The sequence below is a fragment of the Actimicrobium sp. GrIS 1.19 genome, from assembly GCF_035984655.1.
Taxonomy (GTDB): domain Bacteria; phylum Pseudomonadota; class Gammaproteobacteria; order Burkholderiales; family Burkholderiaceae_D; genus Actimicrobium.
Window position 1 is genome coordinate 16642 of sequence record NZ_JAXCHT010000021.1, and the last position, 20298, is coordinate 36939.

General features: G+C 62.1%; 14 protein-coding genes. 13 read left to right on the forward strand and 1 reads right to left on the reverse strand.

The features are described 5' to 3' along the window. Nucleotides 1-352 precede the first annotated feature (352 nt). From RCH09_RS14550 to RCH09_RS14590, 9 genes are all read left to right on the forward strand, one after another. Nucleotides 353-2122 (forward strand): ABC transporter substrate-binding protein, encoded by a 1770-nt coding sequence (locus RCH09_RS14550; RefSeq protein WP_326941842.1) that lies wholly within the window; start codon nt 353-355, stop codon nt 2120-2122. Nucleotides 2123-2132: 10 nt separating this feature from the next. Then, complete coding sequence (locus RCH09_RS14555) at nt 2133-3911, forward strand: ABC transporter substrate-binding protein (protein ID WP_326941843.1); 1779 nt, start codon at nt 2133-2135, stop codon at nt 3909-3911. 49 nt (nt 3912-3960) lie between these two features. Further along, nucleotides 3961-5751 (forward strand): ABC transporter substrate-binding protein, encoded by a 1791-nt coding sequence (locus RCH09_RS14560; protein WP_326941844.1) that lies wholly within the window; start codon nt 3961-3963, stop codon nt 5749-5751. A gap of 15 nt (nt 5752-5766) precedes the next feature. Continuing rightward, a complete protein-coding gene (locus tag RCH09_RS14565) occupies nt 5767-6705 on the forward strand; it encodes an ABC transporter permease (RefSeq protein ID WP_326941845.1) in 939 nt (312 codons plus the stop codon). A gap of 10 nt (nt 6706-6715) precedes the next feature. Continuing rightward, nucleotides 6716-7834, forward strand: a complete 1119-nt coding sequence (locus RCH09_RS14570; protein ID WP_326941846.1) for an ABC transporter permease — start codon at nt 6716-6718, stop codon at nt 7832-7834. Nucleotides 7835-7843: 9 nt separating this feature from the next. Beyond that, nucleotides 7844-9541 carry an ABC transporter ATP-binding protein gene (locus tag RCH09_RS14575; RefSeq protein WP_326941847.1) on the forward strand — a complete coding sequence of 566 codons (1698 nt, stop codon included), beginning with the start codon at nt 7844-7846 and terminating at the stop codon, nt 9539-9541. Between the two features lie 403 nt (nt 9542-9944). Continuing rightward, nucleotides 9945-10394, forward strand: coding sequence for a hypothetical protein (locus RCH09_RS14580; protein WP_326941848.1), 450 nt, complete (start codon nt 9945-9947; stop codon nt 10392-10394). 128 nt (nt 10395-10522) lie between these two features. Further along, complete coding sequence (locus RCH09_RS14585) at nt 10523-11965, forward strand: TldD/PmbA family protein (protein ID WP_326941849.1); 1443 nt, start codon at nt 10523-10525, stop codon at nt 11963-11965. After that, nucleotides 11965-13287: a TldD/PmbA family protein gene (locus tag RCH09_RS14590; protein ID WP_326941850.1), complete on the forward strand. Its 1323-nt coding sequence runs from the start codon at nt 11965-11967 to the stop codon at nt 13285-13287. The genes RCH09_RS14585 and RCH09_RS14590 overlap by 1 nt, the downstream gene beginning before the upstream one ends. On the opposite strand, the gene queG is transcribed toward RCH09_RS14590, so the two are convergent. Then, nucleotides 13271-14362, reverse strand: a complete 1092-nt coding sequence (gene queG, locus RCH09_RS14595; protein ID WP_326941851.1) for a tRNA epoxyqueuosine(34) reductase QueG — start codon at nt 14360-14362, stop codon at nt 13271-13273. The genes RCH09_RS14590 and queG overlap by 17 nt on opposite strands. A 101-nt stretch (nt 14363-14463) precedes the next feature. Between queG and RCH09_RS14600 the strand changes: the two genes are divergently transcribed. The 4 genes from RCH09_RS14600 to RCH09_RS14615 all read left to right on the forward strand — a co-directional run bounded on the left by RCH09_RS14600 (nt 14464) and on the right by RCH09_RS14615 (nt 20284). After that, the gene (locus tag RCH09_RS14600) at nt 14464-15867 is read left to right on the forward strand and encodes a sigma-54 interaction domain-containing protein (protein ID WP_326941852.1); all 1404 of its coding nucleotides are present in this window, start codon (nt 14464-14466) and stop codon (nt 15865-15867) included. A gap of 462 nt (nt 15868-16329) precedes the next feature. Next, nucleotides 16330-18417 carry a 3-hydroxybutyrate oligomer hydrolase family protein gene (locus RCH09_RS14605; RefSeq protein ID WP_442785041.1) on the forward strand — a complete coding sequence of 696 codons (2088 nt, stop codon included), beginning with the start codon at nt 16330-16332 and terminating at the stop codon, nt 18415-18417. Nucleotides 18418-18533: 116 nt separating this feature from the next. Continuing rightward, complete coding sequence (tsaE, locus tag RCH09_RS14610) at nt 18534-19019, forward strand: tRNA (adenosine(37)-N6)-threonylcarbamoyltransferase complex ATPase subunit type 1 TsaE (RefSeq protein WP_326941854.1); 486 nt, start codon at nt 18534-18536, stop codon at nt 19017-19019. Continuing rightward, complete coding sequence (locus RCH09_RS14615) at nt 18983-20284, forward strand: N-acetylmuramoyl-L-alanine amidase (RefSeq protein WP_326941855.1); 1302 nt, start codon at nt 18983-18985, stop codon at nt 20282-20284. Before tsaE ends, RCH09_RS14615 begins: the two co-directional genes overlap by 37 nt. Nucleotides 20285-20298 lie beyond the last annotated feature (14 nt).

Genomic DNA, 20298 nt, shown 5'->3' on the forward strand with positions numbered 1-20298 from the left:
TACCAGCTAAATTTTATAAATCGATCGCCGAATTCGCTTGATGATCGCTTTCCGTGGTCGCAACGAGAGTTACGGCGGGTTGCTGCCGAAACCCGGTTTGTGCTGCGCAGCAACATGAAAATAAATTTTCGGCTCGCGTCAAGCGACCGGACATGCGTTATGGTTACGCCCTTTTACGGGTTGATCAATCAAATTGATCCGTCATGACCCAGCCATTAGCCGGGTCGACCAGAGATGGCACCGACGTCGTTGACTCCGGCCCCCAGCGCAGGCCTGCTGGTACGGCGCGAAGCAACGACGTTTGCTTACCGATGTGGTGGGTGTGACGGCAGCGTATGAGGGATGTCGACGAATGTGGAATCTAATCAGGCAAGGCGGCTTCGCCCTGTTGCTGGCTGCGGGCCCGGTGCATGCCGTGAGTCCGGCCGATCCGGCCAAGGTGATCCGGACAGCATTTTCGGACGCCGATGATGGCTTCGACATGGTGCGCACGCAGAATTACTACTCCGGCTTCATCGCCGAGACGATCTTCGAGACGCTGCTGACCTACGATTACCTCGCCAGCCCGGCCAAGCTGGTGCCGCGGACGACGACCGCCATGCCGGAGATCAGCGACGGCGGCAAGACGTATACCTTCCACCTTATTCCAGGCATCCACTTCACCGATGATCCTGCCTTCAAGGGCAAGCCGCGCGAGCTGGTGGCGCAGGATTACGCGTACTCCTTCAAGCGCCTGCTCGATCCGGTCAACCGTTCGCCATCGGCTGGGTTTCTGGATGGCAAGATCGTTGGCATGAACGAAGCAGTGGCCGCCGCCAAAAAATCCGGCAAGTTTGACTACGACGCGCCGCTTGCGGGCTTGCAAACGCCGGATCGGTACACCTTGCAGGTGCATCTGACCGCGCCGGATTACAACTTCCTGTATGTGGTCGCGTATGGCGCACTGGCAGGCACCGCGCGTGAAGTGATCGAGTCGTATGGCCTGCAAAGCGGGCGGCATCCGGTCGGCACCGGCGCCTACATGCTGGACCAGTACGTGCCGCGCAGCAAGGTCACGCTGGTCGCCAATCCGGTCTATCGCGGCAGCACCTGGAATTTCCAGCCCTCGGCCGATCCGATGGATCAGCAACTGGTGCGCGACATGCAGGGCAAGAAGATGCCGCAGGTCGGCCGCATCGAAATCAGCGTGATCGAGGAAGAGCAGGCGCGCTGGCTGGCGTTTCAGGACAAGCAGATCGATATCGACTGGATTCCGCAGCTGGCCGCGCGCACCGCGCTCGATGGCGACAAGCTCAAGCCGGAATTCGCTGCACAGAATATCCGGCTGCAACGGTTTACGGAGCCGGCCATCAGCTTTACGTTCTTTAATATGCAGGACCCGGTGGTGGGCGGCTACGGCATCGAAAAGGTTGCCTTGCGGCGCGCCATCGCGATGATCTACAACTTCCACGATGACATCACCCTGTTGCGTCAGGGTCAGGCCAGCCGCGCCGAGATGCTGATTCCGCCGGGTGTGGTCGGCTACGACCCGGCCTATCGCAGCAGCATTGCGTATGACCCGGTGCTGGCCAACAAGCTGCTCGACCGCTTCGGTTACAAGCGCGGTGCCGATGGCTATCGGACCCTGCCGGATGGCCAGCCGATTGTCATCAGGATCAACCGGGAAGCGTCGGTGATCTACCAGGAGACGGCTGAGCTGTGGAAACGCGGCTTTGACCAGATCGGGTTGCGCGCCGAATTCCCGGTCAGCAATTTTGCCGACAACATGAAAGCCGCCACGGCCTGCAGCCTGATGATGTGGCAAAGCGCCTGGAATGTGGATTACCCGGATGGCGAGAATTTCCTGCAATTGCTGTACGGTCCGAACTCGCAGCAGGGCAATCTCGGTTGTTACCAGTCGCCGGCCTTCGACGCCCTGTACAAACAGGCCATCGCGCTGCCGCCCGGCCCGGAGCGACTGAAGCTGTATGCGCAAATGAACCGCCAAATGGAAGCCGACACGGCCTGGGTACTGCAGGTGCTGCGTATTCGCAACTGGGTCACGCGGCCGTGGGTGCTCGGCTTCAAGAAGCACCCGGTGCTGCACGCCGGCTGGGAATATATCGACGTGATCAAGCATTGAGCCGCGCCGCATGACTCTGCATCCCCATTTTCGCCATCTGTGCGCCGCTTTGCTGCTGGCGGCATCGTCCTCGTCGGCGCTGGCTGCGGCCGACCCGGCCAAGGTGCTGCATCTGGCGTTCGAAGCGCCGGACGACGGCTTCGACATGGTCAAGACCAACAACAGCCTGTATTCGACCTGGGTGGGCGAGGCAATCTTCGACACCATGCTGACCTATGACTACCTGGCGCGTCCGGCGAAACTCGCGCCGAACAGCCTCGACGGCATGCCGGAGGTCAGCGATGGCGGCAAGACCTACCTGTTCCATCTGAAAAAAGGCATCCGCTTCACCTCCGACCCGGCCTTCAAGGGCGTGCCGCGCGAGCTGGTCGCGGCCGACTATGCGTACACCATCAAGCGCATCCTCGATCCCAAAAACCGCTCGCCGCAAGCCAGTTCGTACGAGGGCAAGATCATCGGCCTGGATGCGCTGGTCGCCGCCGCCAAGAAAACCGGCAAGTTCGATTACGACGCGCCGATCGCCGGCGTCGAGACGCCCGACCGCTACACGCTGCGGGTACGCCTGAATGCGCCGGACCAAACCTTTCAGTACCTGATGGCGCATCCGACCGCCGGTGCGGTGGCGCGCGAAGTCATCGAGATGTATGCCGCCAATACCAACACCCATCCGGTCGGCACCGGTCCGTACCAGCTGGTGCAATACGTCCCGCGCAGCAAGATCATCCTGCAGGCCAATCCGGACTATCGCGGCTTCGTCTGGAATTTCAAATCGTCCGGCGAGCCCGGCGATGCCGAGCTGATTCGCCAGATGCAGGGCAAGACCATGCCGCAGGTGGGGCGTGTCGAGATCAGCATCATCGAAGAGGAGCAATCGCGCTGGCTGGCCTTCGCCGGCAACCAGCTCGACTTCGACCTGTTGACCGAAAACGTGGTGCCACGCGTGCTCGACATCGACAAGCTCAAGCCGGAATACGCCAACCAGGGCATCCGCCTGTATCGCTACATCGCGCCCGAAATCACCGAAACCCTGTTCAGTTTCAAGAGCCCGGTGGTCGGCGGCATGACCAATGACAAGATCGCGCTGCGCCGCGCGATTGCGATGAGCTACAGCTACGACGAGGAAATCGTCAAGGCGCGCTTCGGCCAGGCCGTCAAGGCGCAAGCGCCGGTGCCCCCGGGCGTAGCCGGTTTTGATCCGTCTTATCGCAGCAGTTTGTCGTATGATCCGGCGCTGGCGAACAAATTGCTGGATCACTTTGGCTATCGGCGCGGGCCGGACGGCTTTCGGACCTTCCCGGACGGCCAACCGCTGGTGCTGCAAGTGAATTCGTCGCCGTCATCGCGCGACAAGCTGCTGATGGAGCTCTGGAAGCGCGCGCTGGACGGCATCGGCCTGCATGCCGAGTTCCCGGTCAGCAGCTTTGCCGACAATCTGAAAGCCGCCAGCAATTGCGAGCTGATGATGTTCGGGCTGGGCGGTTCGGCCGGCATTCCGGATGGCAGCGATTTCCTGGAAAGCTATTACGGGCCGAATGGCGGACAGGGCAATCGCAGCTGCTATGCGTCGAAGGCGTTTGACACCGCCTTCGAGCAGGCCCGCCAGATGCCCGACGGGCCGCAGCGCAAACAGTTGTATACGGCCATGTTCCGCCAGCTGGAAGCCGATTCGGCCACCGTGCTCGGGCTCTGGCGCGTGCGCAACTGGCTGGTCCGGCCGTGGGTGCAGGGCTTCAAGAAGCATCCGATCATGCGCGAAAACTGGCAGTACCTGGATATTGAAAAACACTGATCGATTGGCTATCGATTTTGGCAATGGCATTTTGCAAGGAACCACCACCATGAAATCACTCTGGCTTCGCGGCCTGATCCTGGCTGCCGTCATCGGCATCTTGCCCGCTGCGCACGGCGCGACCAACCCGGCCGACCCGACCAAGGTGCTGCGTTATGTGTTCCCCGCTGCGGAAACCGGTTTCGACCCGGCGATCGGGCGCGACCTGTATTCGGCGCATGTGGTGCAAGCCGTGTTCGAGACGCTGTACACCTATGACTATCTGGCGCGTCCGGCCAAACTGCGGCCACTGACCGCCGACGGCATGCCGGAAGTCACCGATGAAGGCAAGACCTACACGATCCATTTGAAGAAGGGCATTTACTTCTTTCCGGATGCCGCCTTCAATGGCAAGAAGCGCGAACTGACGATGAACGATTACGTGTATTCGTATCGCCGTTTGTTTGATCCGAAACTGGCCTCGCCGCATACCTGGCTGTTCGAAGGCAAGGTGGTCGGCCTCGATGCGCTCGCCGCCGACGCCAAGAAGACCGGCAAGTTTGATTACGACAGCAAGATCGCCGGTTTCGAAGTGCTGGATCCGTACACGCTGCGCATTCATCTGACCCAGCCCGATTTCAACCTCGGCATGATCCTCGCGCATGAGCCGACCTCGGCGATGGCGCGCGAAGTGGTCGAGAAATACCAGGACACGGGCGGCCAGGTGATGGCCAATCCGGTCGGCACCGGCGCCTATCATCTGACCGAATGGGTGCGTGCCTCGCGCATGGTGCTCGAAGCCAATCCGGATTACCGGCCCTTCACCTGGGATTTTGAAGCCGGCACCGATCCGGAAGACAAGGCCATTGTCGCCAGGCTCAAGGGCAAGATGTTCCCGCAGATCGGCCGCATCGAGATCGCCGTGATGATCGAAGACCAGTCGCGTCTGCTGGCATTCCAGAACGATGAAGTCGACCTGTTCGAATTACAGGGCCCGCTGGCGCCGCAGCTCCTCAGCGGCGGCAAGCTCAAGCCCGAGTTCGCGAAAAAGGGCATCCAGCTCTCGCGCATCGTCGATCCGGAATCGAGCTACTACTATTGGAACATGCAGGACCCGGTGCTGGGCGGCTTTGAAAAGCACAAGATCGCGCTGCGCCGTGCCATCGCCATGGCGCACAACGTCGATGAAGAAATCCGGCTGGTCTGGAACGGCGAAGCCATCGCGCTGGAGTACCCGATCCCGCCCGGCATCGTCGGCCATGATCCGAAATACAAGAGTTCGATCCAGTTCGATCTGCCTGCGGCCAATGCACTGCTTGACAAGTTCGGCTACAAGCGCGGCAAGGATGGCTTCCGCAATCTGCCCGATGGCAAACCGTTCACGATCAAGTATTCGGCCCGCAACGACAACAACGGCCAGCAGCAATCCGAGATGTGGAAGAAGACCTACAACTCGATCGGTGTGCGCATGGATGGCGACATCCGTCCGTTCCCGGATCTGCTGAAAGCCGAAAAGAGCTGCCAGCTGCAAACCCGCACCTCGCCGTGGATCGCTGACTATCCCGATGGCGACAATTTCATGCAGCTGTACTACGGCCCCAACACCGGCCAGAACAACAATGGCTGCGCCAAGATTCCCGCCTACGACGAGCTCTACCGCGCTTCGCAAAAGCTGCCGGCCGGGCCGGAACGCGACCTGATTTATCACAAGATGACCCGCATCATGGAAATCTACTCGGCCCAGCGGATGGGGTATGCCCGCTATCGCAACATGGTCTCGCAGCCACGCGTGATCGGTTTCAAGAAGCATCCGATCCTGCACGCGGAATGGATGTATTTCGACATCGAAAAACGCAAATAACCCTGAAAGAAAATCATGACTTCCTACATATTGCGGCGTCTCTGGCAAATGCTGCCGACCATGCTCGGGGTGATCCTGCTGGTGTTCATCCTGTTCAACTGGGTCGGCGGTGACCCGGCTTATATCCTGGCTGGAAAAATGTCGAACAAGGAGCAGATCGCCAACATCCGCACCCAGCTCGGCATCGACCAGCCGATCTGGGTGCAGCTGTGGATTTTCATCAAGCAGATTGTCACGTTCGATTTCGGCAGCAGCTGGAGCACCGGTGAATCGGTCTCGCACGTGATCACCTCGCGCCTCGGGCCGTCGCTGACCGTGCTGATTCCGCTGACGATCCTGGAAACCCTGATCGCCGTCGGCCTCGCCCTGGCGATTGCCTTCGTACGCGGTTCGGTGCTGGACCGCTCGGTGATGGTGGCCTGCACCATCGGCATGTCGGTCAGCATTCTGGTCTACATCATCGTGTTCCAGTACTTCTTTGCCTACAAGCTGAGCCTGTTCCCGGTGCAGGGCTGGGGCGACAGTTTTTTCGAGAACCTGTTCAAGTATTCGCTGCTGCCGATCATCATCGGCCTGGCCGTCAGCGTCGCGCCGAGCCTGCGGCTGTTCCGCACCTTCGTGCTTGATGAAGTCAACCAGGATTACGTGCGCACCGCGCGCGCCAAGGGTGTCTCGGAGCGTCGCATCCTGTGGGTGCACGTGTTGCGCAACGCCGCCATCCCGATCATCACCAACGTCATGTCGAACCTGCCGGCGCTGCTGATCGGCGCGTTCCTGATCGAGCGTTTCTTCTCGATCCCGGGGATTGGCCGCGAAGTGATTCTGGCCGTCGAGCGCAGCGATTTCCCGGTGATCAAGGCGATCACCGTGTATGTCGCCGCCGCCACCATGATCTTCAATCTGTTGACCGACCTGATGTACCAGGCCGTCGATCCACGCGTTCAGCTGAAGTAGGAAGCACTCGATGACACATACTGAAAAACAGGTTTCGCCCGGACTCTGGGCACTGGCATGGCGCCGGCTGCGTGCCGACCATACCGCCATGTTCGCACTGGCCGTGGTGGTCGCCTATCTGGTCGCGCTGGTGCTGTCGGCCAGCGGCTTGCTGGCCTCCGACTGGGATGCTGAAGTCGGCGTCAACTACGCGCCGCCGACCTTTGTCGGCGCGCAAACGGCAGCCGAACGCGGTGGCTCGCCAGCCGCGGCGGAAAGCGAAGCGCTGCCGCCCGAAAACCCGCTCGATCCCCTGAAGGACATCATCCGTGAACTGCGCGCCAGTGCCGGCGCCCAGCAACCGGTGATCGTCAACGACTACGGCATTCCCGACCCGATCGGCAAGGAACTGGCCGAAGTGCGCGCCGAACTGGCCAAGGGCGGCGCCGCCAAGGCCGCGCTGGTGCGCCGCGAGACGCTGCCGTTCGGTGGCGACAAGTGGGGCCACGACATCATCAAGAAAACCATCAAGGGCGCCGAAACGTCGATCGTGGTCGGCATCGTTGCGGCCTTCCTGGCGACCTTTCTGGGCACCGTCTTCGGCGCTGTCTCCGGCTATTTCGGCGGCAAGGTCGATGATTTCTTCAACTGGTTCTACAGCATCTTCACCTCGGTGCCGTACCTGTTGCTGATCCTTGCCGTGGCCGCAGTGCTGCAGCAAAAAGGCGTGCTGACCATCGTGCTGATCCTCGGCCTGACCGGCTGGACCGGCACCTATCGCCTGATCCGCGCCGAATACCTCAAGCACAAGAACCGCGAATACGTCTGGGCCGCCGATGCGATTGGCGCCTCGCACATGCGCAAGATGTTCACGCATATTTTCCCCAACGTCAGTCACGTGGCGCTGGTGCAGATCTCGATCCTGGTGGTCGGTTTCATCAAGTCGGAAGTGATCCTGAGTTTCCTCGGGTTCGGCGTGCCGGTCGGCACCGTGTCATGGGGCAGCATGCTCAATGAAGCGCAAAACGAACTCATCCTTGGCAAGTGGTGGCAGCTGGTGGCAGCCAGTGTGGCGATGGCGGTGCTGGTGACGGCGTTCTCGCTGTTTACCGACGCGCTGCGCGACGCCCTTGATCCGAAGCTCAAATAGGAAACTGCGATGACACCGAATTCGACCCCCTTGCTGTCCGTCAGCAATCTGCGCGTCAGTTTTCTGACCGACAAAACCCACAGCGTCGAGGCTGTCAAAGGCATCTCGTTCGACATCCCGCGCAATGCCACCATCGCCCTGGTCGGTGAGTCCGGCAGCGGCAAATCGGTCAGCTCGCTGGCCGTGATGGGCTTGCTGTCGGCCGACAACTCCATCGTCGACCCGAACAGCAAGATCCTGTTCGAAGGCCGCGACCTGCTGGCGCTGTCGATTGCCGAACGGCGCCAGCTGTGCGGCAAGGAAATCTCGATGATTTTCCAGGAGCCGATGACCTCGCTCAATCCGGTCTTCACGGTCGGCTTCCAGATTGGCGAAGTGCTCAAGCTGCACATGAACATGGACAGCAAGCAGGCGCGCGCACGCACGCTGGCGCTGCTGGAAGAGGTCGGCATCCCGACCCCGGAAACCCGCATCGATGCGTATCCGAGCCAATTGTCCGGCGGCCAGCAGCAGCGCGTGATGATCGCCATGGCGATCGCCTGCGAACCGAAACTGCTGATCGCGGACGAACCGACCACCGCGCTCGATGTGACGATCCAGAAGCAGATCATCGACCTGATCGACGCGCTGCGTAAAAAGCGCCAGATGTCGGTGCTGTTCATCACCCATGACCTGGCGCTGGTGGGCGAGATCGCCGACGCCGTGATCGTCATGCGCAACGGCGAGATCCGCGAAAAAGGCGAGATTCACCAGATCTTCAACGCGCCGAAAGACCCGTACACCAAGGCGCTGCTGCGTTGCCGTCCATCGCTGGATGCGCGGCCGATGCGCCTGCCGGTGATCGCCGATTATCTGGAAGGCGATGGCGAGCCGGCCGGCCTGACCGAGCAACGCACCCGCGGCCTGACCGGCAGCGAAGAGATCGTGCTCGACGTGCGCCATCTCGGAAAAAGTTTTTACAGCCGCGAAGGCCTGTTCGGCAAGAAGGAATTCAAGGCCGTCAGTGACGTCTCGTTCAAACTCGCGCGCGGCAAGACGCTCGGCGTGGTGGGCGAATCCGGCTCCGGCAAGACCACCGTCGGCCTGACGCTGCTGCGCCTGCACCAAGCCACCTCGGGCCAGGCGCTGTTCGAAGGCAAGGACATCCTTGCCATGTCGAACAAGGAGTTCATGGCCTACAAGCGGCGCATCCAGATCATCTTCCAGAATCCGTACGCCTCGCTCAATCCGCGCTTCACGGTCGGCCAGATTCTGCTGGAGCCATTGCGCATCCACAACATCGGCACCGGCGACAAGGACCGCTCCGACATGGCCTATGCGCTGCTGAAAAAAGTCGGCTTGCCCGAAGCGGCGTTCCACCGCTACCCGCACGAATTCTCCGGCGGCCAGCGACAACGCATCGCCATCGCGCGCTGCCTGACCATGAAGCCGGAAGTGCTGGTGTGCGACGAATCGGTATCGGCGCTGGACGTCTCGGTACAGGCCCAGGTACTGAATCTGCTGCAGGACCTGCAGGAAGAATTCGGCATGAGCTACATCTTCATTTCGCACGATCTGGCCGTCGTCAAATACATCGCCGATCAGGTGATGGTGATGAACAAGGGCAGCGTGGTCGAACTGGCCAATTCCGATGAGCTGTATCGCAATCCGCAGCATGCCTATACGCGCACGTTGCTGAGTGCGATTCCGAAGGGGTTGCGGGACTGACGTGCCGGTTGCTGCCGGTGCGGTATGCGACCGCTTCAACGACTGCGCGGAGCTTTTGCAGTGGTTCAATTTAAGGCACGCCGAGTTATCGGGGTCGGAGTTTTTTTTCGCAGCGGGTCATCGCGAAAATTACTCTGACCCCGATAACGGACCATGGAATTCGTGCGGTTGATTGCCGAGCTCAGCACTCCGTAGCCCGCAACCGGGGTCAGAGTAATTTTCGCGAAAAAGCGTCGCGAAAAAAAACTCCGACCCCGGTTGCTGCCGGTGCGGTGTGCGACCGTTGCAACGACAGCGCGGAGTTTTTGCGGTTGTTCAAGTTAAGGCAAGCCGAGTTATCGGGGTCAGAGTTTTTTTTCGCAACGGGTCATCGCGAAAATTACTCTGACCCCGATAACGGACCATGGAATACGTGCGGTTGATTGCCGCGCGCTACACTTCCGTACATACCGGTTGGCGTCTTGCGAGAAAATGTTCGGTGTGGCTTCCGGCGCTTTGCCGACCTGATAACGTATCGGAGAAAACAGTGCGACTCTTTCCCGACAGGGTACGTCTTCTTGCGACGATGATTTGCCTTGCCGGCCCTGTTGCTGCGGGCGCGACCAATCCTGCGCCGGATGTCGACATCATGGATGCGCTCGGTAATAACTGCAAACCCCGCGACATGACGAAGATTGATCAGGTCCGAAAACAGGTGAAATCCAACGTCACCAGCTTTCTGGTCTTCTATCGATCGCCGCATTCAAGACGCCACCAGCAGTTTGAATACTTTCCGTCCGATCCAAAATATATTGCAGTCGTAAAAAAAGGGATCGCGTTGTGCGACCCCGGTGAAAAGGAAACGGCTGGCTGAGTTGTTGTCCGACACCTCAGTCGCTTACGACAGGTGTTGGTGTTGACGAAAATCGTCGCGAAAAATTGCCCTTGTCTCCTGCTGATGTACCCTGCAACCGTTCCCAAAAACCTCCCTCGAAAGTCACCATGTTCGACACCCTGCGCACCCAATTCCGCTCCCTCGCCCCGGCCGTTGATTTTTGCGCGCTGCGCATCGTCGACGAATCCAGCGAACAGATCATGGTGCGGCAAAACCTGCTGCAGCCGTTGACGACGTCCATCGATCGCGGCGCGATGGTCACGATCATGCATCGCGGCGGGTATGGCTATGCCGCCACCAGTGATCTGACGGTGGCCGGGCTGAAAGACGCGATTGCGCGCGCGCAGGCCTGGGCCGTCGCCAGCGCCGGACGGTCGGTGATTGATTATTCGACGATTGCCATGCCGCGTCCGACCGGGCGCTATGCCAGTCCGGTGCGCGCCAATGCGCCGGAGGCGTCGCGCAAGGACTTGATTGCGCTGCTGATGCGGGAATCGGCAGCCTGCCAGATTGATGCGCGCATCGTGGACTGGAGTGCCTCGATCGGCACCATGAGCACGCGCCAGTTGTACCTGACCGCCGACGGCGGCGATCTCGAACAACAGTTCAGTTTCGTGATTCCGAATCTGTCGGTGACCGCCAATCAGGGCGCCGATACGCAAACCCGCACGCTGGGCGGGCAGTACAACGGCTACTGTCGCCAGGGCGGGCTGGAGGTGCTCAACGATGCCGGATTCTACGGCTCGGGCGCACGCATCGCCGCGCAGGCGATCGAACTGCTCAATGCGCCCAACTGCCCGACCGGCAGCATGGATCTGTTGCTGATGCCGGGCCAGATGATGCTGCAGATTCACGAGTCGATCGGCCATCCGCTGGAGCTCGATCGCATCCTCGGCGATGAGCGCAATTTCGCCGGCACCAGCTTTGTCACGCTCGACATGTTTGGCCACTTCCAGTACGGCTCGCCGCTGCTCAATGTGACGCATGACCCGAGCCGCGGCGAGCAGTTTGCCAGCTACGGCTGGGACGATGACGGCCAGCCGGCCGAGAAGGCCTATGTGATCCGCGCCGGGGTGCTGGAGCGGCCGCTGGGCGGCGCGATCTCGCAGGCGCGGGCCGGTGTCGAGGGCGTCGCCAATGCGCGCGCCTGCAGCTGGAACCGCGCCCCGATCGACCGCATGGCGAACCTGAATATCGAACCCGGCAGCAGCTCGCTCGAAGCCATGATCGGTTCGGTGGAGCGCGGGGTGCTGATGGACACCAATGTGTCGTGGTCGATCGATGACTCGCGCAACAAATTCCAGTTCGGCTGCGAAAGCGGTCGCCTGATCGAAGATGGCCAGCTCAAGGGCGTGGTCAAGAATCCGAACTACCGCGGCATTTCGGAATCGTTCTGGCGGTCGCTGAAGGCGGTCGGCGATGCCTCGACCGTCGATGTCATGGGTACGCCGTTTTGCGGCAAGGGCGAACCGTCGCAGGTGATCCGGGTCGGCCATGCGTCGCCAGCCTGCCTGTTTGCCAATGTCGATGTATTTGGAGGGCAGGACTGATGCAACGCTACTTTGAACAACTCGCCGCCCATGTCGGCAGCCGCATCCAGTCGGATGAGCAATTCAAGTGCTGGTTCTCGGCCGAGGCGACCGACTTCGTGCGCTTCAATCGCAGCGCGCTGCGCCAGTCCGGTCACGTGCGGCAGGCGTTCCTGTCGCTGCATCTGATCGCGGGGCGCCGCCACTGCTCGGCCAGCACGGCGCTGACCGGCGATCTGGAAGCCGACCGGCCGACGCTGGATCGCCTCATCGCCAGCCTGCGCAGGCAGCTGCCGGATCTGCCGGACGACCCGCACCTGCTCATCGCCAGTGAAGTAAACGCGACCGAACAGGCCGTGCCGTCGCAATTGCCGCCCACCGCCGCGATCGTCGATCAGGTGCTGCGCGCCAGCGCCGGTGTCGATCTGGTCGGCATCCTCGCCAGCGGCCCGGTGTATCGCGGCTTTGCCAATTCGTTCGGGCAGCGCAACTGGTTCGAGGCGGCCACCTTCAATCTGGACTGGAGCCTGTACCAGAGCCGCGACAAGGCAGTCAAATCCTCCTACGCCGGCACGGCATGGGACGAGGCCGCCTTTGCCGAGCGCATGAACAGCGCGATCGCGCAGCTGGAAATCCTCAAGCGCACCCCGGTGACGGTCAAGCCGGGCGCGTACCGGGCCTATCTGACACCGACGGCGATGAGTGAACTGATCGGCATGTTCAACTGGGAGGGCCTGTCCGAAAAGTCGCTGCGCACCAAGCAGAGTTCGCTGCGGCGCATGCGCGACGAAGGCGTGCGCCTGCATCCGTCGATCAATCTGACCGAAGACAGCGCCGGCGGTTTTGCGCCGGGCTTCCAGGGCGATGGCTTCATCAAGCCACCGCGCCTGCACTTGCTGGAGCAGGGTGCACTGACCGGCAGCATGATCTCGCCACGCAGCGCGATGGAATACGGCCTGACCACCAACGGCGCCGGCGCGGCCGAAACCATGGCGGCCATCGAGCTGGCGGCGGGCAGCCTGCCGATGGCACAGGCGCTGGCCGAGCTCGACACCGGGATCTACATCAGCAACCTGTGGTACCTGAATTTCTCGGACCGGGCCAATTGCCGCATCACCGGCATGACGCGCTTTGCCACCTTCTGGGTCGAGCACGGCGAGATCGTCGCACCGCTGAATGTGATGCGCTTCGACGATTCGCTGTTCCGCCTGCTGGGCGACAACCTGCTGGCACTGACCGCCGAGCGCGAGCTGCTGTTGAGCAGCGATTCCTGGGGCGAGCGCGCCACCGGCAGCGCGTTGCTGCCAGGCGCACTGGTGCGGGATTTCAACTTCGTTCTGTAGCCTCGGCCAGCGCCCACAGCACATGCTCGCGCACCAGCGCGGACGGGTGATCGATGCGCGTTTGCAATGCCGCGACCAGCGCCTCCGACGGCGCTGCCCGCAGCGCGTTGCCAAGTCCGACCGCGACATTGCGCAGCCAGCGCTCGTGACCGATGCGGCGGATCGGACTGCCGGCCATGATCTGGTCGAACTGCGCTTCGGTCCAGCCGAACAGCGTCACCAGATCGGCGCTGCCGAGGCCGTGACGCGCGTCGAAGTCCGGCAACACGGCACGCTGGGCAAACTTGTTCCACGGACAAACCGTCTGGCAGTCGTCGCAGCCATAAATGCGGTTGCCGATCAGGGCGCGCAGCTCCAGCGGAATGCTGCCCTTGAGTTCGATGGTCAGATACGAAATGCAGCGCCGCGCATCCAGCCGGTATGGGCCGAGGATGGCCTGGGTCGGGCAGATGTCGATGCAGGCTGTGCATGCGCCGCAGTGGGTACTCACCGGGGCGTCGACCGGCAGCGGCAGATCGATGAACAGTTCGCCCAGGAAGAACATCGAACCGGCTTCGCGACTGAGCAGCAGCGTGTGTTTGCCGCGCCAGCCCAGCCCGGCGCGGTTGCCCAGTTCCACCTCCATTACCGGGGCTGAATCGGTAAACACGCGGTAACCGAACTCACCGATTTCGGCGGCGATGCGGTCGGCCAGCTGCTGCAGGCGTGCCCGCAGCACCTTGTGGTAATCGCGGCCGCGCGCATACACCGAGATCACCGCTGCGGCCGGATCGGCCAGGCGCGCCGTTTCGCGCGCGCGCCAGTCGGTGGCGGTGTCACGTGGCAAATAATCCATCCGCGCGGAAATGACGCGCAGGGTCCCCGGTACCAATTCGTTCGGCCGCGCGCGTTTCAGGCCATGTGCTGCCATATAATCCATTTGACCGTGATGGCCGGCGTCGAGCCATGCCTGCAAGCCGGATTCGGCATGCTGCAAATCGACATCGGTGATGCGCAGTTCGGCAAAGCCGAGCTCGCGGCCCCATGCCTTGATGGTGGTGCACAGCGCAAGCAGGTCGACGGTCGGAACACTCATTGGGCACGCAAGAAGAAAAACAGACGGCCATTCTACGAGATGCTGCGCCTGCAACGGCACGCCGCACCCAGTGGCCGAATAAAAATAACAAGGAGCCGGGCATGGGATTGACTGCAGAGCTGATGCGCGATTCGGACAGCCTCAAGGAATGGTCGATGCGTACTCTTTTCAAGCGCCTCGACGCGCTGTTCGAGGGCGCCATTGCGATCGACCGGCATGGCAATATCGTCTGGGTCAATGACAAATACCTGCGCATGCTGGGCAACCTGAACGCGCAGGAAGTGCTTGGCCAGGCCATCGAGACGATCATTCCGCACAGCCTGCTGCGCCAGGTGCTCACCAACGGCGAGCCGATCCTGCTCGACCTGATGGGCTTTGGCAATCAAACCTTTGTAGTCACGCGCATGCCGATTACCGACGCCGAGGGCGAGGTGATCGGCGCCGTCGGTTTCTGCCTGTACGACATGCACCACTGCCTGAAACCGCTGGTCAGCAAATTCGACAAGCTGCAACAGGAACTGGCCGAGACCCAGCGGCGCCTGGTCGATCACCGCACCACGCGCTACACCTTCGACAGTTATATCGGCAGCAGTCCGGCCTGCGCCGAGGTCAAGCAGCGTTCGCAGCGCGCCGCCCAGCTCGATACCACCGTGCTGTTGCTGGGCGAGACCGGCACTGGCAAGGAGTTGCTGGCGCAGGCGATTCACGCCAGCTCCGATCGTGCCGGCAAGCCCTTCATCGCGATCAACGCAGCGGCGATTCCGGAGAATCTGCTGGAGTCGGAATTTTTTGGCGCGGCGCCCGGCGCCTACACCGGCGCCGACAAGCGCGGCCGCGACGGCAAATTCAAGCTGGCCGATGGCGGCACCCTGTTTCTCGACGAGATCGGCGACATGCCGCTGCAGATCCAGGCGAAATTGCTGCGCGTGTTGCAGGAACAGGAAATCGAACCGCTCGGCGCGAACCGCGTCATCCGGGTCGATGTGCGCGTGATCGCCGCCACCAGCATCGACCTGAAGAGCCACGTCGCCAATGGACGCTTCCGCTCGGACCTGTATTACCGCCTCAATGTGCTGTCGATCACGCTGCCGCCGCTGCGCGAGCGGCTGGCCGATCTGGGCGCGCTGTGTGACAGCATGCTGTCGCAGATCGTCGAACGCACCGGCATGCCACGCCGCGAGATGGCGCCAGCGGCATTGCAGCGCTTGTGCCAGTACGATTGGCCGGGCAACGTGCGCGAGCTGCGCAACACGCTCGAAATGGCAGTGCTGTTCAGCGACAGCAAAACCCTTGGCGCGGACGACTTCGCGACCATTCTGCCGGCCGTCGCCGCGCCCGACGCGTTGGACGGCTGGCGCTCGCTGGCCGAGACGGTTGCCGCCGCAGAACGCGCGGCCATCGCCGCCGCCTTGCATGCGGCGGGCGGCAAGAAAACCCGCGCGGCGCAATTGCTGGGCATCTCGCGCGCAACCCTCTACGAAAAAATCGCGGCATTGCACCTCTGAGGCTGCCCGGTTTCCCGGAAAGTCGTCCGGATTTCCGGACGGACTGAGCGCTCCCGCAACGCCTCGGAATTACCCGATGCAATGCTCGCCAGTGTCTGGCTTTCCGGACGGGCAACCCGCTGCGCGGCGGCAACGACGCGGCGTCGATGGCCGCGACGCCCGGCAATCTGCGCGTCGGCAGGGGACGGCATGGAACGTGCTAACAGTCCCGCAGTTGCGCCGGCGTCACTGCACCCCGGCAGCAACTCCCGCTCCCGGATCACCGCGGCGCGCGGACAAAATAAAAACGAAAGAGACCATGCCCCAATCCGCTTCCAGCCCTGCTGCCCGGCGCGTGCCGATGCAGCGCAAACGTTCTGCCTGTAATTCGCCCTGCTGACCACCAGGTGCGCTGTAATGCGTCGAAGTCCGGCTGCTTGCACCCGGGCGGACGCACATAAAAAAACTGTATGGAGGATGACAATGACTACATCAATACGCATCACGCTGGCGGCGTTGCTCGCCACTGCCCTGGTTTCCTGCGGCGGCTCGCGCACCGAGGACAAGAACCTCAAGCCGGTCTACCTGGGCGCCATCACCAGCACCACCTATGACGGCAGCAGCGACGATCTGCTGACCGCCGGGCTGGGCAAGACCGGCCTCGGCGCCAGCGTCGCGCCAACCATCGCCGCGCCGTTGAGCCCCACCGCCGCCGAGTTGCGCAAGCTGGCGATCTATACCAATTACCGCGCCCTGATCGATCCGTCGGCAGCAGGTGGCTACGGCACCCTGTATGGTCCCAATGTCGATATCAACGGTGTGGCCGGAACCAGTGAAGGCACCATCGCCGGCACCGAATATCTGGCGTATGCCGACGATGGCACCGGCAGCCAGAACGTGACGATGATGGTGCAGGTGCCGACCTCGTTCAATCCGGCCAGCCCGTGCATCGTCACGGCTGCCTCCAGCGGCTCGCGCGGTGTCTACGGCGCGATCGCCACGGCCGGCGAGTGGGGCCTGAAGCACGGTTGTGCCGTGGCGTACACTGACAAGGGCAGCGGCAATGGCATCGACGACCTGCAAAACAATACGGTCAGTTTGCAGAACGGTGTGCGCAGCGACGCCGCCGCGGCGGGCAAGAATTCCCATTTCACGGCAGCGTTGAGCGACGCCGAACGCGCTACCTTCAATGCCGCCACACCGAACCGCTTTGCCGTCAAGCACGCGCATTCACAGCAGAATCCGGAAAAGGATTGGGGCAAATTCACCTTGCAGGCGGTCGAGTTCGCCTACTTTGTGCTGAACGAAAAGTATGGCGATCTGGCGGCGGATAACAGTACCCATCTGCGCAAGCTGAAACCATCGAACACCATCACCATCGCCTCCAGCGTGTCCAATGGCGCGGGCGCGGCGCTGGCGGCGGCGGAGCAGGATTCGACCGGCCTCATCTCCGGCGTGGCAGTGGCGGAACCGAACGTACAGCTGGCCGCCGATACCAAATTGAGCGTCAAGCGTGGCGCCACCACGCTGGTCGGCACCGGCAAACCGTTGTATGACTACTTCACGCTGGCCAATCTGCTGCAACCGTGCGCCGCGCTGGTCTCGCCCACCACCAACGCGTTCAATACCGTGAGCCCGGCCGTCGCCACCAACCGCTGTGCCGCGCTCGCCGCTGCCGGCCTGGTGACCGGCGCCAGCACCGCCGAGTATGCCGCCAGCGCCATGGCCAACCTGATCGCCGCCGGCTGGCAGCCCGAGAGCGCGTTCCTGCAGGCCTCGCACTATTCCTTCGCCACGCTGCCGGTGGCGCTGACCTACGCCAATTCCTATGGCCGCTTCAGTGTGCGTGACAACCTGTGCGGTTTCAGCTTCGGCGCAACCGCTGCCGGCACCGGCTTGCCGACGGCGGCATCGGCCAGCGCGGTGGCCAGCTCGTTTGGCACCGGCAATGGCGTCCCGCCAACGGTCGGCATCAACATCATCAACAACAACAGTGCCAACGGCCCGGTGCTCGATGCCCTGACGGTCAACAATGCAGCGGTGTTCGATTACAACGCCACCGGCGCGCTTTGCCTGCGTGAACTGGCCATCGGCAGCAGCGCCAATGCGCAGAAGGTCCAGCTCGGCATCAAGGAGGTTCTGCGCAACGGCAATCTGCATGGCAAGCCGACGGTGATCGTGCATGGCCGCTCGGACACGCTGATCCCGGTGGCTTTCAGCTCGCGGCCGTACTTCGGTGTCAACAAGATGATCGAAGGCGGCGTCAGCAAGCTCGCCTACATCGAAGTCACCAATGCGCAGCATTTCGACTCCTTCCTCGGCTTCCCTGGCTACAGCGACAAGCTGGTGCCGCTGCATCGCTATTTCATCCAGGCCATGGACCTCGTGTATGCGAATCTGAAAACCGGTGCGGCACTGCCCGAGAGCCAGGTGGTGCGCACCGTGCCGCGTGGCTTGAATGGCGCAGCGGTCAATCCGATCACGATTGCCAATGTGCCGCCGATCAAAGCCACGGCAGACGCAGCCGACCGGATCACGTTTGCCAATAATGTCGTCACCGTGGCTGACTGAGCAGCCCTGACAGCCCGGTGCGGGGAGCGTGGCCTATAATTCATCGGGCCGCGCTGTCCTGCGGCGCGCCCTTGCCGCAGCGTTGCCGCACACCAGACCGAAAGCCGTTCCAGCCCATGCAGCACATCGCCATCCAACTCAAAGACGAAGCCGGCACCATTGCACTGGGCGCGGCACTGGCGCGCGTGCTGACGCCGGGACTGACGCTGTACCTGCACGGCGATCTGGGCGCCGGCAAGACCGCACTGACGCGGGCGCTGCTGCATGCGGCCGGCTATGCCGGGCATGTCAAGAGTCCGACCTACACGCTGGTGGAGCCGTACACGATTGCACTGCATGACCACATGGTCGAGGTCATGCATTTCGACCTGTACCGGATGCTCAGCGCCGACGATTTCCTCGATGCCGGGTTTCGCGAGTATTTCAACAGCGACAACATCTGCATCGTCGAGTGGCCCGAGAAAGCCGACGGGGTGTTGCCGCCGGCCGACCTCGACGTCTTTCTGACACTTGCAGGCGACGGTCGTAAGGTAGAATTGGTCGCGCATTCCGACCAGGGTTTTCAATGTCTCGACCAGCTCCACTTCGCGCCAAACATGTAAGTCTTTCCCGCCGCCGCACGATCCTCAAGGCTGGCGGCACGCTGCTTCTGTCGGTGTTTTCCGCCATTCCGGCCCGCGCTGCCCAGATTCTGGCGGTGCGCGTCTGGCCGGCCGAGGATTACACCCGCGTCACGCTGGAAAACGATACCAATCTCAAGACCACCCATTTCGTCGTCAAGGACCCTGATCGGCTGGTGGTCGATGTCGAGGGCATCGAACTCAATCCGGCCCTCAAGGGCCTGGTGGCCAAGATCCAGTCGAACGATCCGTACATCAAGCAGGTGCGGGTCGGCCAGAACCGGCCGGGCGTGGTGCGGCTGGTGTTCGATCTCAAGGAAGAGGTCGCGCCGCAGGTGTTCACGCTCGCACCGGTGGGCGATTATCAGCATCGGCTGGTGTTCGATCTGTATCCGGTCAATGCACCGGACCCGATCGCCGCACTGATCGAAAAAGGCGAATGGTCGCGCGACCGCAAGTTTGATCCGGTGCCGCTTCCTCCGCAGGCCGAAACCCGAACCGATACCAGGCCGCGCGAAGAAAAGCTGCCGCCGCTGACGCGTCTGCTGACCATCGCACTCGATCCCGGCCACGGCGGCGAAGATCCGGGCGCGGTAGGTCGTGGCGGCAGCCGTGAAAAAGACGTGGTGCTGTCGATCGCCAAGCGGCTCAAGGCAAAGATCGAAGAGCAACCCAACATGCGCGTCATGCTCACGCGCGACGCCGACTATTTCGTGCCGCTGCATGTGCGCGTCCAGAAGGCACGCAAGGTGCAGGCCGACCTGTTCGTCTCGATTCATGCCGATGCCTTCATCGAAACCACGGCGCGCGGCTCCTCGGTGTTTGCGCTGTCGGAAAAAGGCGCGTCATCGACTGCCGCACGCTGGCTGGCGAGCAAGGAAAATTCGGCCGACCTGATCGGTGGCGTGAACATCAAGAACCAGGACCGGCAACTCGCCAGCGTCCTGCTCGACCTGTCCACCACCGCGCAAATCAACGACAGCATGAAGCTGGCCAAGGCGGTGCTGGGCGAGATCGGCGGCATCAACCGCCTGCACAAGGGCGCCGTCGAGCAGGCCGGTTTTGCCGTGCTCAAGGCGCCCGACATTCCCAGCATCCTGATCGAGACCGCCTTCATTTCCAATCCCGAAGAAGAAGCCAAGCTGACGGACGACGCCTATCAGGACCAGATGGCCGACGCGGTGCTCAAAGGCATCCGTAAATATTTCGCAAAGAATCCGCCGCTGGCCAAAAACCGGATGACGTAACAATCAGGGGAGCA